The sequence below is a fragment of the Gammaproteobacteria bacterium genome (genome assembly GCA_016199745.1).
In the GTDB taxonomy this organism is placed as follows: domain Bacteria; phylum Pseudomonadota; class Gammaproteobacteria; order Acidiferrobacterales; family Sulfurifustaceae; genus JACQFZ01.
Window position 1 is genome coordinate 1 of the sequence record JACQFZ010000046.1, and the last position, 13,000, is coordinate 13,000.

Genomic DNA, 13,000 nt, shown 5'->3' on the forward strand with positions numbered 1-13,000 from the left:
ACAAGGACTTCCCGCTGCCATCGGGGGCGATGGCGCGATCCACCGACGCCGGATCGGATGACAACTCCTAACGCTGACTTACTAATATATCTCCACCGATCTCGCCGCCAGATTTACGCGGATTTGGACCGCCACTAACACTCCAGGGTGTTGGGAATGCCCGGCCAGTCGTTATGCCCCTTAACATGCATTTAGCTGGACTAGCCGTGCTCGAGTTTCTTGCGAGGGTACACAGTTTTCGCGTAGTGCCGGACTCAGACTTCGCAATGCATGTGACTTCCGTTTCACATGGCCTGTCGTTCTGCGAGTCGGAACAAACTAACTCCGGCCCTCTCATTCGAGACGTGGGTCGTGGAAAAAGTCGTCCGCGTCTTGGATTGCCGGCGTTTGACGCATGGCTTCGCGATACCACCGCCAAAACGCGCATCGGTATTGGCTCGGTGAGCTAGACGCTGCTAGTGGGCGCAAACTGGACGAAAGTTAAGGCAACGGTCGCGCGAGACCATAGTGGGTTGCCGCTAGAGATTCCTGTTCTTTTAACTAACGTTGGCCCACTTGAACCTCTAATACGTTACCTCTTGTATACGCGCAGCCATCATGGGCGTAACTACAGGTGGATGGCAGCAGTTGTTACTGCGGTCGGCCTCTTTCTTGATTATCTTGCGGCAAATCAAGAGTTTGTGAGGCAACCGGAAGAAGCGTTCTCAATGTTTTCCGAACGACTCCATACAGGAACGATTGGAGAGAACGGCAAGGATCCTAGCTTGCTTTTTTGGTCGCCTCGCAGGCAAGGGTACGCCCGACAGTTATCTACGGAAGTAAAAGATTTTCTGGAGTGGTTAACAACTCAGAATGGCACGCAGGCATCTGCTGATCACTACACGTGCCGATACGAGCAACAACTTAACAACCTCGCTTTTTATGCTCGACGCAATCGGTCGATCCTAAAGCACGCCCGTTTATCAAAATCCTCACTCACCACGGATCGAGCGAAGATTTTTTTTCGTCGAAAAAGTTCGAAGTCTCTTTCCGGAGAACAAAAGCGATTTCCAAATTCTCGGATATACGATTTGTTGTTTGAAGGGTTTGTCCGGCCTGGAGGTAAAAATAAACCTCGTTGGGAGGACCGTTTTAGTTTGCGAGATATTCTCATCACTATTCTTTTACATGGAGGTGGTCTTCGAGAATCCGAACCGTTTCACCTCTACATTCATGACGTAGTTGCAGATCCTTTCGACCCATCAATCGCCTTGGTTCGAATTTTTCATCCTTACGAGGGAGAGGCGCCAAGCGATTGGCGCGATCCACGTCGCAGCAAAAGTAGAGCGAATCGAGAGACGTACTTACTGCGAAAGTACGGAATGAAGCCGCGACCGGAGTACACAAACAATCTTCACGCCGGCTGGAAAAATCCAATGCTAGAAGATGAAAGTGGAAAGTGGATGAAAGTGCATTGGTTCCCTAGTGATTGGGGTCGTCTTTTTCTAAAGTTGTGGCCGCTCTATCTGTCCCAAGTTAGCCGGATAAAGTCCGAGCTGCGCAATCATCCTTTTGCGTTCATATCCTTTCGCAAGTCGATCGCAGGTCAACCGTACTCGATTGCTGCATACGAACTAGCGCACCAGAGAGCTGTTGAGCGAATCGGCCTTGTAAGCGCTAAATCCGAAGGTACTACCCCGCATGGCCACAGGCACGATTTTGGAAGGCGAATGAGAACCGCGGGAGTTGATGCAATCACGCGTCAGCGTGCATTGCATCACTCGTCAATCGAGTCGCAGATTCCCTATGTTCAACCGTCGGCATCGGAAGTCAGCGCTGCTCTAGAAGCGGCAGAGCGACGGCTGAATGTCGGTGCTAAGACAACTCCTGGAGAACTGGTTCGTTTTGGCTTTGATGAGGTAGATCCACTCGGTTTATTTTCTGGACGGCAGCTGCTTGGGGAGTCGGCTCAATGAAATTGAGGGGACGAGTAGGAGTGGATAAGGAATTTTCGTTTGTTACTAAAACGAACCGGAAATTTGAAAAGTGGCGCACCTTAGCTGCCGAATACTACTCAATCTGTAGCGAAGCACGCGCCATTACTTATACTGCGTTGCGGTCATTTTTTATTCACTACATGTTGGCCCTAAATCTGCCAGCGGAGCCCAAGAAGTATTTCCAAAATGAAGACGCGTATCCAAATTTTTCTTTCATAGTCGAAGGAACCGAACGACAAGTAGAAACCGCTAAGGTCGTTCACGATTGTGTATATGATTTTCTGCACTGGGTGCTCACATCAAGGTTGTTTTCTCAGGAGGGCATGGCAGATTCGCTATTCATTAAGTACCGAATTCCCTTCGAAAGAATTCAGAAGCGAGTATGGAAGTACAAAGGTGACTCGAAATACGATTACGTTTCTCTTTTCGATCCTCGGTTGTCGAAGTGGAGTGCGTTCGCAGCGGGTTGGGAGCAATCATGGAATCATGATGTTACTGAGTCGCTATTACAGAGGCGTAGAGGTGCAATTTACTGCTTGTTGATTGAGCATATCTGCCGTCTTGATCTGCCACGCGATCCTGATGTTTTCCTGCGAGCAAACGCTTCTGCCCCGGAGTTCCAGCCAGGTGCTTATGGTAGTTGCGCACGCGGACGAGTCGCGATTATAAATATCGCTCACGATTTTCTAGATTGGGTTCTTCATAACTACTATTCAACAGTAGATAAAAACGGTAGTCGGATACTTAAATCAGACTATTCCAATCCAGTACGACGCAGGTCTCCTAAAGTTTCTGGAAAGGGGAGTGACGAGAAATTTAATTACGTACTCCGAAAAGATGGACGACTAGATGCGTGGAGAGCCCTCGCAGCGGAATACTACGAGCAAATTCAAAGGGGGCATGTCGGAGTCAGGCGTGGGGTGGACGTATTTTTAGCGAATTATTTACCTCGCCAGACTAGCCAGAGTTTTGATCCGACAAACTTTCTCCTGCGTTCAACGCGCAAGGAAAATTTCTTCGAGGTTATATCTCCAGATAACCGCCTTACGCCCAATCTTATAAAAATAAACAACCACGCCAGTTTATTCCTGGAATGGGTTCTCTATACCAAGTTATCAGCCCCTGATGATTTTGATCACCCAGTTCTTCCTGTCATTTTTCACAATCCTATCCCTCGATTGATCAGGTCCGGTTTCATCAGAAAGGAAACCAATAAAACGCCTTTACCACATCGCTATGTAAGAGAGCTAAGGGAAGTTATCTATCAGGGACCTAACTTCACTGACTGGAAATGGGCTCATGACATCGAAAGAAGGGCAGACTGGTTTGAAGTCGACAGGAAGATCATTGACGTTAACGATCCGGACTGCGTGTGGCGTACCGTTTCACGATTCCGCGGTGGTGCGACCCGCAAGGAAATAATTCAGCTTTGGTCTCCAGTGCGTGCGGTATGCACACTTATTCGTTTGCATCTTCCGTTGCGAACGTACCAAGCTCGAATGCTTGATAGCGGTGAAGCAGATACCTGGCGCTTTGTGAACGGTTCTTGGGAAATGAATTCGGGCCCACTTGCGATGGGTAGTGCACGACGGCCGATCGAACGCGGGTTCTTTCGTCGTCTTTTCGATCTCGAAGAAAAAACTCAGACCACAGGATTTTTTATAAATACGAACAAGACGGCAGACCAATTAAAGAATACAGAAGACCTTGGTTATGTCATACCTTGGCAGCATGACCACATACTGTATCTGGCCGAAAAGCTCCGGAACTGGCAAGAAAAATACAATCCAATAAAAGCTCCGGTAGCTTGGGCGAGCCTGCATCATCGACACATCGGCTACAAAAGGGCGAAGAAAGTTCTGAAAACTATGGGAGTTGCATGCTTCTTAATGCGGAATGCTGCGGATAATAAGAAAGACGATCGAGGAAAGCCTATTACCCCCGCCGGCGTAGAAAGATTTTGGAGATCGCTATTGGAGGAATTGCAAAGGCGTTGCGTTGCTCGAAGCGAGACATTACATGATGGAACGCCAATTGAGTTTGTGGCTTCGGATGGAACCGGTACCCACTTTCCGCCTCACGCACTTCGGGTATCGATACTAACCTCTTTGCTGGTGGACGGCGGTGTCCCTGTCCCTATTCTCGCAAAATGTCTGGCGGGTCACGCGTCGATCCTTATGACGCTCTACTACAACAAAGCCAGCGTTACCCATGTTTCGGAAGTGCTGAGTGGAGCGGAGAAAAAAGTATTAGAAAAAGAGAAAGAAGCGTTCAGACGTTGGTGCAAAGACGCCACATATCGAGAGCTTGAAAAACGAACTGCTTTTAATGATGTCGCAGGAATTGTGGCTGTTACGGAAAACAAATCGGCTGCTGCTTTGATAGTGCAGGATAAAGGGATTTGTCCGGTCGGAGCACGTTTTTGCGATATCGGTGGAGAAGTTCTGCGCGATATAAAGACAGATCGTGCGCAGAGGGTATATGCGCCCGTTCCTGGTTACCCGATTGAAAAAAACTGCGTGCGTTGCCGTTTTTTCATAACGGGCCCAGCATTTCTCGACGGCTTAATTGCGCATTTTAACGATCTAAGCTTCCGAGCTTGCGGTCACGGCCAAGCAACGGATGATTTTCGAATCAAGGAAAGTCTTGTTGATGGGTTGGAGAACCAGCGCGTTCGTTGCGAAGCCGTAAATGTGCCCTTCTTGAAGGGCATGGAGCTGGATCAGCTCTATCGACAACGCGAACAAGCTGCTGAAAACGTCGACAAACTAATCCATGATATGCATGCCACGCATAAACTTTTAACGCGCTGTGTAGCGCTTCAAAGCTTATCGGACGATGGAATAAAGCTAATTCCTGTGGGCGAGATAAGTGATCTCAAATTCGCCTTAGAATCAGCCGATACGGAACTTCTTTTGTTAGAGCGGATCTGTGAGCAAGCCACCGTTTACACAGAAACTAATCCGCATACTGCAGTGCTGAGACGAAGTCAGATTCTAGACGCCACGTTGGCACTTAACGGCAGATCGCCGCTTTTCTTCAAGTTGACGGAGCAGCAGCAATTGTGGGTCGGCAACGAACTCATGATGTTCCTTCGTGCACGCCGGGGTTCGTTAAAGGAAGCGGTGGCCATAGCTGATAGGACTGTCATGTTGCGTGACGTTGGTTTATTGGGGGACACGGTAGAGCTTCTTGAAACATCCGTTGCGGCTTCAATCAAGTTGAGCACTCTGTCCAGTGGGTTCAATGCTAAAAGACTCAAGGCTATCCCGCTGAGTTCGGAGATAGCATGATCGATCCAGCTAGTTTGCTCGAATCGCTTAACGTTCATGCGTCGCGTCGCAAATCGAAATCGTTGAATATCATTCACCAAGTGTGTGCCGAGCAATACGAAAAGAAGAAGAGCGACTTCACTCTTCGGGCTATTGCACAACTTTCAGCTCAGCGTGGAGGTCCCGGGCTGCAGGCGATAAAGAATAAGACCGGGAGCGACTATCGCGCCATTATTCATTGCTGGACTGAAAAAAATTCAAGCTCGGTGGAGTCCATAGCCAAACCAAGTAACTGGAAGTACGAAGATTTGCTCGATCAGATTGACGACTTGTCAGTAAGGGCGATTTTCGGTTCGATCTTGGCAGAGAACACCCAATTGCTGGCTAGCGTAAATAGGTTGAAGCAAAACTCTCAGATAATCATTGATCTCAGGGGTCGAAATTCAGAAGGTTCAAAGAATTGCGACGAGGTTGGTGATGGGCACCGCTTTTTGGATCACGAAATAGAAGCGTTGCAACACGCAATTTCTGAACAAACGATGAACCAAGAGGGTTGGAAAGAAGATATCAATGGCAGGATTAAAACTGCGAACGGCAGAACAATATTTCAGGTCGGATTTAAAACGGCGATTCAGAAGGTCCTACAGAAGGTCGCCGAACTTGGGGCAGTTAAAGGAGTTAGGGATCCTACTAAATAGTACTGGTACTTTAATTAAAGACTCTAAAACCAAAACATTTTTCTAAAATAGTACTTACAAAAATGGCTTTTGCGATTGGCTCGCGCAGCACTTCGAGCCCGTCGCGATGAAACTCGGGCAACTCGTCGAGAAATAACACGCCGTGATGCGCCAGCGACACCTCACCCGGCCGCGGGCGGCTGCCCCCGCCGACAAGGGCAACGCCGGAGGCGGTGTGATGCGGCGTACGAAACGGCCGTTGACCCCATTGCTCGATCGAAAAGCCGTTGTGTGCAGAGCGAATGGCGGCGACTTCCAATGCCTCGGCCTCGGTTAGCGGCGGCAGGATGCCGGGCAGCCGGCTGGCGAGCATGGTCTTGCCGGTACCGGGTGGGCCGATCAAGAGCAAGCTATGATTGCCGGCAGCGGCGATTTCGAGGGCACGTTTGGCGCGTTGTTGGCCCTTGATATCGCTGAGGTCGGGCGTCTCTTGCGCGTTGGCGCTTGGCCGGACTTGCGGCACCGGTGACAGTCGTTGGTCCTGGTTGAAGTGACCGGTGATTTCCAATAAGTGACGCGGCCCAAGAATGGTGACGTTCGTGACCAGCGCCGCTTCCGGGCTGTTGCTGGCGGGTATCACCAGCGTTCGACTCGTGGCGCGCGCGGCCAGTGCGGCACTGAGGGCACCGCGCACCGGTCGTAATTTGCCGGTAAGGGCGAGCTCGCCGATAAATTCGTAGCCATCCAGCTCGGCCGTGGGCATCTGCCCGGAGGCGGCAAGGATGCCGATAGCAATGGGTAAATCGAAGCGGCCGCCTTCCTTGGGAAGATCGGCCGGAGCAAGATTTATCGTAATACGTCTAGCGGGAAATTCGAAGTGAGCGCTCAGTAATGCCGCGCGTACCCGATCTTTGCTTTCCTTTACGGCCGCTTCTGGTAGCCCGACGATCGACAAATTCGGCAAGCCGTTGGCGAGGTGAACTTCAACCGTTACCGGCGGCGCATCGATGCCGACCTGCGCGCGGCTATGCACGACGGCGAGAGCCATTCGCGGACACTCCTCCCTTGTCGTAATGCGATTACTTAGCGAGTCGGTGTTCGAGCTCGGTGATTTTCGTTTCGAGCTCTTTCAAACGGGTGCGGGTGCGCGCCAATACCGCTTCCTGTACCTCCAGCTCCTCGCGCGTCACTAGATCGAGGCGATCGAAGGCGGCGGTCAACGCGGTGCGCACATTGCGCTCGAGCTCAATCGGCGTGCTCGGTAACACGCGGGCGATCGTCGAGAAAATTTCGTCGAGAGATTTCGGTGGGATCATGGCGCCTCCTGCGTCTGCGCGGCTATGGCGTCGAAGGGTAGCGACAGTCGCCTGAGCGAGCAACCGCAGTTAAGGTGCGCACTGATTTGTGCGGCCACGGCAATTCGCTGTTTCATCATGGTGCATTCATCCCGTCTCGGTCGGCGCAGATACCGTTATGTGGCTGTTATTAAACGCCGAAATTAGTGGCATATGGATTGCTAATGGGCGGCATAGGCTGGTGCCAGCCAGTCTTACTTTTCAGAAAAGGCGGAGATAACCCATGAAACTTGTAACGGCCATCGTCAAGCCTTTTAAGCTCGATGACGTGCGCGATGCCTTGTCGGAAGTTGGCGTGCAAGGTGTCACCGTCACCGAGGTGAAAGGGTTCGGGCGGCAAAAGGGCCATACCGAGCTTTATCGCGGGGCAGAGTACGTCGTCGATTTTCTGCCCAAGGTAAAGATCGAAGTGGCGATCGAAGACAGTTTGCTCGACCGCGTGATCGAGGCGATTACCAAGGCGGCGCGCACCGACAAGATCGGCGACGGCAAGATCTTCGTATTCGACCTTGAGCAGGTAGTGCGCATTCGTACCGGCGAAACCGGCAAAGATGCGCTTTAAGAGGACCCAATCATGAAATTAAAAGCTTCAACATTGACCCTGGGAGGGTTGTTAGGCGCGTTGCTCGCCCTGCTCCCAGTACTGACGTGGGCTGCGGATCCGGCCCCGACTCCGAATAAAGCCGATACGGTTTGGATGATCGTATCGACACTGCTGGTGTTGTTGATGACGCTCCCCGGTTTGGCGCTGTTCTACGGTGGCTTAACGCGCTCGAAGAACATGCTGTCGGTGTTGATGCAGGTCTTCACGATCTTCTGCCTGATCGCCGTGTTGTGGGTGGTGTACGGCTATAGCTTGGCGTTTACCGCCAACAGTGGTGGCCTGAACAGCTTCATCGGCGGCTTCAGCAAGGTGTTCTTGAAGGGGCTGACGCCGGACACAGCGGTTGAGACCTTCAGCAAGGGCGTCGTCATTCCCGAGCTGGTGTTCGCCATGTTCCAGCTCACCTTCGCCGCTATCACTACCGCCCTGATCGTCGGCTCGTTCGCCGAGCGCATCAAATTCTCGGCGTTGTTGGTGTTCTCGGCCTTGTGGTTCACGTTCTCGTACTTACCGATCGCCCACATGGTCTGGTTTTGGGGCGGCCCGTCGGCCTACCAAGATCCGTCCGGCTTTCTGTTCGGCAAAGGCGCGATCGACTTCGCTGGCGGCACGGTAGTGCACATCAACGCCGGTATCGCCGGCCTGATCGGCGCGCTCGTGATCGGCAAACGTATCGGCTTCCCGCGCACGCACATGGCACCGCATAGCCTGACCATGACCATGATCGGTGCTTGCTTGCTGTGGGTCGGCTGGTTCGGCTTCAACGCCGGTTCCAATCTCGAAGCTGCCGGCGGCGCCATCATCGCCTTCGTCAATACGCTGCTCGCGACGGCAGTTGCAGCGTTGGCTTGGACCTTCACCGAGTGGCTAGTAAAGGGCCGTCCGTCCCTGCTCGGCGCATTGTCGGGTGCAGTCGCCGGCCTGGTGGCAATTACACCGGCGGCTGGCTATGTCGGTCTGCCCGGCGCATTCGTGATCGGCGGCGTTGCCGGTGTCGTGTGCTTGTGGGCGGTGGAATGGCTCAAGGTCAAACTCGGCTACGACGACTCGCTCGACGTTTTCGGCATCCATGGCATCGGCGGCACCATCGGTGCGCTGTTAACCGGCGTGTTCGTCAACCCGGCACTCGGCGGCACCGGCATTTTCGACTACAGCACGAACGCCACGGCGACCAGCTTCGATGCCGGCGCGCAGTTCATGAGCCAAGTGTGGGGTGTCGGCACTTCGATCGTTTGGTCGGGTGTGGTATCGCTGGTGCTGTACAAGCTGATCGACTGGACCATCGGCCTGCGTGTCAGCGAAGAGGCTGAACGCGAAGGGCTCGATGTCGCCGAGCATGGTGAGAAGGCGTACAACTTCTAATCGTCATGACCACCCCGTTCTAGCCGTATTCCCTCCCCCGCGCTGTTGCGGGGGGTTAGGGTGGGGGTGACAAAAAGGGCGCCGATGGCGCCCTTTATTTTTTAACGGTTCAGCAAAAATTCCGGCAACGCCCGTGCCGCGTGGTGAATCGCGTGATTGTAGTAGCGCGTCGGAAAGCGTTTGGCTTTCGCCGCCGCTTCGCGGAACGATGCCAACACCCCGCCCTTGCTCGCCATGGTCGCGCTCCACCAGCCGGACGGATACGTGCATTGCGGAAAGTGATGTGTCGCTACGTCGCTGAAGCCGGCGGCACCTAGCGCTTTCTGCACCGAGCGGATCAGCTCGGCATGAAACAACGGCGACTCACTCTGGCCGACGACGATGCCGTTCGGGCCCAGCGCCTTCAGGCAATTGCGATAAAACTCTTCGGAGAACAGACCCGCCGCCGGCCCGACCGGATCGGTCGAGTCGACGATAATGACGTCGTAGCTGGCCGCTGCCGCTTTTGCCACCCAAGCGATGCCGTCGTCGAAATGTAACCGTGCACGCGGATCATTATTTGCCGCGCACAGGTCCGGAAAATATTTTTCGGCCACGCGCGTCACGCGTTCGTCGAGCTCGACCTGCTCCGCCAGCTCGACCGTCTCGTGCCGCAGTACCTCGCGCAGCGTGCCGCAATCGCCGCCGCCGATGATCAGCACGCGCTTCGGGTTCGGATGCGTGAACAGCGCCGGGTGCGACATCATTTCGTGATACATGAAATTGTCGCGGTCGGTGACCATGACCAGTCCGTCGAGCGTCATCAGCTTGCCGAAGGTTTCGGTCTCGTAGATCTCAATTTTCTGATAAGGCGACTGCTCTTCGTGCAACTTGCGCTTGATCTTGAGTGAGATCGCCGAACCCTGTTCGGCCCATTCTTCGGTGTACCAATTCTTGTCGAGTGTCATCGTCATCTGCCGGCTGGGAAAAGTGCCGGCATTTTAGCGACTCGATCGCGGCGGAACATCCCCTCGGCGGTTGTCGTCCAAAAACGAAGGGGGACGCGCTGGCGCTCGACAATTTACGCATGCTGCGAGCGCTAACCGAGGAATTTCCGTTATTACTTGGGGTCCAAAGATGCTTCGGCAGAAGCTGAACCGAAAAACGAATGAACCGAAAGGCGCACTCGAGACACAAATCGTAAACATGTCGTTCTACCTCGTCGGCGAGAGCGGAGGTAGTCGTTAATACTGGAGAATAAAAATATGGGCACACACAAAAGGAACCTGCTCGTTGGATTCTTGGCATCCATTTCGGTTCTCACCACTGCCAACGCCGAAACGCTGTTGATACGCAGCGAGAAAAACATTTCGCTTGAGCTGGCTAGCGAAATGGCAACAGCGGCGGCAGCCGCTTGCCGCGAGAAAGGGTACGCGGTGACAGTGACGGTAGTCGATCGCGCCGGTCAAATTAAGACTGTGCTAAGGGGAGACGGCACCGGCCCGCACACACTCGACAGCAGTCGACGCAAAGCCTACACCTCGGCCACGACTCGGCGTTCCACCGTCGCCGGATTAGAGCGGATCCAAAAGGATCCATCGTTGCAATATCTACCGATGCTCGAGGGAGTGCTCTATTTAGGCGGTGGAGTACCCATTCAAACCGGCAACGACGTAATAGGAGCGATCGGGGTGGCGGGTTCGCCGGCCGGCGATGTCGACGATCAATGTGCTACCGCGGCACTTAGCAAATTCGCCGACAAATTGAAGTAGGAACCAACGTTAATCGGTGGCCCGGCGAAACGATCGAGCGATGTGCGATCGTTAAAAGACGACTTGCACCGCGCGACCGCCTTCCCGATACTTGCGCCCCATGTTTGACTGGAACATCCAAAAGGCGCGCGACCTTTACAATATCGCGCATTGGGGCAACGGCTACTTCGACATCAACGCGCGCGGTCACTTGATCGCGCGCCCTGATCCGACCAGTGACCACCCCGGCATCGATCTTTATGAGCTGACGCGCGAGTTTGCGCGCAACGATTTAGCGTTACCGGTGTTGGTGCGGTTCTCCGGCATTTTGCAGCACCGCGTGCGCGAGCTGTGGCAAGCGTTTGATAGCGCCACCGTCGCGCATAACTACAGCGGTCGTTACACCGCGGTTTACCCGATCAAGGTCAATCAGCAGCGTAGCGTCGTCGACGCGTTGCTCGAGCATGGCGGTGATCGCCTCGGTCTCGAGGCGGGTTCCAAACCCGAATTGCTGGCGGTGTTGGCGCGCGCCCGCCCGAACGCCATCGTCGTCTGCAACGGTTATAAGGATCGCGAGTACATCCGCCTGGCGCTGATCGGCAAGGCCATCGGCCACCGGGTCCACATCGTCGTCGAAAAATTGTCCGAGCTCGAAAGCGTGCTCGCCGAAGCGAAGCAGCTCGGTATTACGCCGCTCGTGGGCGTGCGCGTGCGCCTGTCGTCGATCGGTGTCGGCAAGTGGCAAAACACCGGCGGCGATAAATCGAAGTTCGGCCTTACGTCGTCCGAGGCGCTGCGCTGCGTGGCGCGCCTGCGCGAGGCCGGCCAGCTCGGTGCGTTGCAGATGCTGCACTTCCACATGGGCTCGCAGATCGCCAACGTGCAGCACATCCAGTCGGGCATGCGCGAAGCGGCGCGGTACTACGCCGAGCTCTGCGCTACCGGTGCCGACATTCGCATCGTCAACGTCGGCGGCGGTCTCGGTGTCGACTACGAAGGCACGCGCTCGCGCAGTTTCTGCTCGATGAATTATTCCGTTGCCGAATACGCCAACAACGTCGTGCACGCGCTCGCCGAGATCTGCGCCGAGAAAAAATTACGCCAGCCGGACATCGTCACCGAATCCGGCCGCGCCATGACCGCGCACCACGCCGTACTCATCACCAACGTTATCGACTGCGAGCAAGCACCCGGTCGCGATTCGGTGGCGAAAGCGGAGCCGAACGAGCCGGCGATTATTGGCGACATGTGGCAAGCGTATGCCGCATTGTCGAGCCGCTCGGCGATCGAGGCTTACCACGACGCCGCGAATTATTTGTCGCAGGCGCAGGGCATGTTCACCCATGGCGTGCTCACGCTCGAGCAGCGTTCGCGCGCCGAACAAATATATTTCGCGATCTGTTGGAAGGTGCGCGAATTGTTGGCGCCGTCGGCCAAGGCCCATCGCGAAGTATTGGATGAGCTGAACGAGAAACTCGCCGACAAATACTTTTGCAATTTCTCGCTATTTCAATCGATGCCCGATCACTGGGCGATCGAGCAGATTTTTCCGATGTTGCCGCTCAGTCGTTTAGACGAGCCGCCGACGCGGCGGGCGGTGTTGCAGGACATCACCTGCGACTCGGATGGCCGTGTCGATCAGTACGTTAGCGCTGGCGGTGTCGACACGACGTTGCCATTGCATGCGCCGCGCGACAACGAACCGTATTTAATCGGCATGTTCATGGTCGGCGCCTATCAGGAAATTCTCGGCGACCTGCATAACTTGTTCGGCGATACCGATTCGGTGCACGTCGAGCTCACCGCCGATGGTGGCCACCGATTGGTCGCGCCGTGTCGCGGCGACACGGTCGATTCGGTACTGCGCTTCGTTCACTTCGATCCGGAGGACTTGTTGGCGGCGTACCGGCAGAAGGTCGGCGCCGTCACCGGCGTGGACGCCAAGCAACGCGAGCTTTATTTCACCGAGCTGGCGGCCGGATTAGAAGGGTATACCTATTTAGAAGACTGAACGGCGGTCGGTG

At 54.4% G+C, this 13,000-nt stretch carries 10 protein-coding genes; 7 read left to right on the forward strand and 3 right to left on the reverse strand.

Features of this window, described 5'->3' with window-relative positions; translation table 11 throughout:
* Positions 1-617 precede the first annotated feature (617 nt).
* The 3 genes from HY308_10635 to HY308_10645 are packed head-to-tail and all read left to right on the forward strand — an operon-like array spanning position 618 to position 5,946.
* The gene (locus HY308_10635) at positions 618-1,955 is read left to right on the forward strand and encodes a site-specific integrase (GenBank protein MBI3898737.1); all 1,338 of its coding nucleotides are present in this window, start codon (positions 618-620) and stop codon (positions 1,953-1,955) included.
* 20 nt (positions 1,956-1,975) lie between these two features.
* Entirely contained in the window at positions 1,976-5,269 is a 3,294-nt protein-coding gene (locus tag HY308_10640; protein ID MBI3898738.1) for a hypothetical protein, read from the forward strand.
* Positions 5,266-5,946 (forward strand): hypothetical protein, encoded by a 681-nt coding sequence (locus HY308_10645; GenBank protein MBI3898739.1) that lies wholly within the window; start codon positions 5,266-5,268, stop codon positions 5,944-5,946. The genes HY308_10640 and HY308_10645 overlap by 4 nt, the downstream gene beginning before the upstream one ends.
* A 10-nt stretch (positions 5,947-5,956) precedes the next feature.
* Here the strand turns inward: HY308_10645 and HY308_10650 are convergent, their stop codons facing one another.
* Together HY308_10650 and HY308_10655 are read right to left on the reverse strand one after the other, a co-directional pair.
* Entirely contained in the window at positions 5,957-6,973 is a 1,017-nt protein-coding gene (locus HY308_10650) for a YifB family Mg chelatase-like AAA ATPase (GenBank protein MBI3898740.1), read from the reverse strand.
* Positions 6,974-7,004: 31 nt separating this feature from the next.
* Complete coding sequence (locus HY308_10655; protein MBI3898741.1) at positions 7,005-7,241, reverse strand: accessory factor UbiK family protein; 237 nt, start codon at positions 7,239-7,241, stop codon at positions 7,005-7,007.
* Positions 7,242-7,503: 262 nt separating this feature from the next.
* Between HY308_10655 and glnK the strand changes: the two genes are divergently transcribed.
* Together glnK and HY308_10665 are read left to right on the forward strand one after the other, a co-directional pair.
* The gene (gene glnK / locus HY308_10660) at positions 7,504-7,842 is read left to right on the forward strand and encodes a P-II family nitrogen regulator (protein MBI3898742.1); all 339 of its coding nucleotides are present in this window, start codon (positions 7,504-7,506) and stop codon (positions 7,840-7,842) included.
* Between the two features lie 12 nt (positions 7,843-7,854).
* Positions 7,855-9,246 carry an ammonium transporter gene (locus tag HY308_10665; GenBank protein ID MBI3898743.1) on the forward strand — a complete coding sequence of 464 codons (1,392 nt, stop codon included), beginning with the start codon at positions 7,855-7,857 and terminating at the stop codon, positions 9,244-9,246.
* 101 nt (positions 9,247-9,347) lie between these two features.
* Here HY308_10665 and speE read toward each other — a convergent pair whose 3' ends face one another.
* Positions 9,348-10,193, reverse strand: coding sequence for a polyamine aminopropyltransferase (gene speE, locus HY308_10670; GenBank protein MBI3898744.1), 846 nt, complete (start codon positions 10,191-10,193; stop codon positions 9,348-9,350).
* A 297-nt stretch (positions 10,194-10,490) separates the two neighbouring features.
* Here speE and HY308_10675 point away from each other — a divergent pair, with 297 nt between their 5' ends.
* Both HY308_10675 and speA read left to right on the forward strand, forming a co-directional pair.
* Positions 10,491-10,997, forward strand: a complete 507-nt coding sequence (locus HY308_10675) for a heme-binding protein (GenBank protein MBI3898745.1) — start codon at positions 10,491-10,493, stop codon at positions 10,995-10,997.
* 100 nt (positions 10,998-11,097) lie between these two features.
* Positions 11,098-12,987, forward strand: a complete 1,890-nt coding sequence (speA, locus tag HY308_10680) for a biosynthetic arginine decarboxylase (GenBank protein MBI3898746.1) — start codon at positions 11,098-11,100, stop codon at positions 12,985-12,987.
* Positions 12,988-13,000 lie beyond the last annotated feature (13 nt).

Excerpts from the sequence above, each read along its gene's own strand:
- HY308_10635 (MBI3898737.1), top strand. The coding sequence starts at position 618 with ATGGCAGCAGTTGTTACTGCGGTCGGCCTCTTTCTTGATTATCTTGCG.
- HY308_10645 (MBI3898739.1), top strand. The coding sequence starts at position 5,266 with ATGATCGATCCAGCTAGTTTGCTCGAATCGCTTAACGTTCATGCGTCG.
- HY308_10650 (MBI3898740.1), bottom strand. The coding sequence starts at position 6,973 with ATGGCTCTCGCCGTCGTGCATAGCCGCGCGCAGGTCGGCATCGATGCG.
- HY308_10655 (MBI3898741.1), bottom strand. The coding sequence starts at position 7,241 with ATGATCCCACCGAAATCTCTCGACGAAATTTTCTCGACGATCGCCCGC.
- glnK (MBI3898742.1), top strand. The coding sequence starts at position 7,504 with ATGAAACTTGTAACGGCCATCGTCAAGCCTTTTAAGCTCGATGACGTG.
- HY308_10665 (MBI3898743.1), top strand. The coding sequence starts at position 7,855 with ATGAAATTAAAAGCTTCAACATTGACCCTGGGAGGGTTGTTAGGCGCG.
- speE (MBI3898744.1), bottom strand. The coding sequence starts at position 10,193 with ATGACACTCGACAAGAATTGGTACACCGAAGAATGGGCCGAACAGGGT.
- HY308_10675 (MBI3898745.1), top strand. The coding sequence starts at position 10,491 with ATGGGCACACACAAAAGGAACCTGCTCGTTGGATTCTTGGCATCCATT.
- speA (MBI3898746.1), top strand. The coding sequence starts at position 11,098 with ATGTTTGACTGGAACATCCAAAAGGCGCGCGACCTTTACAATATCGCG.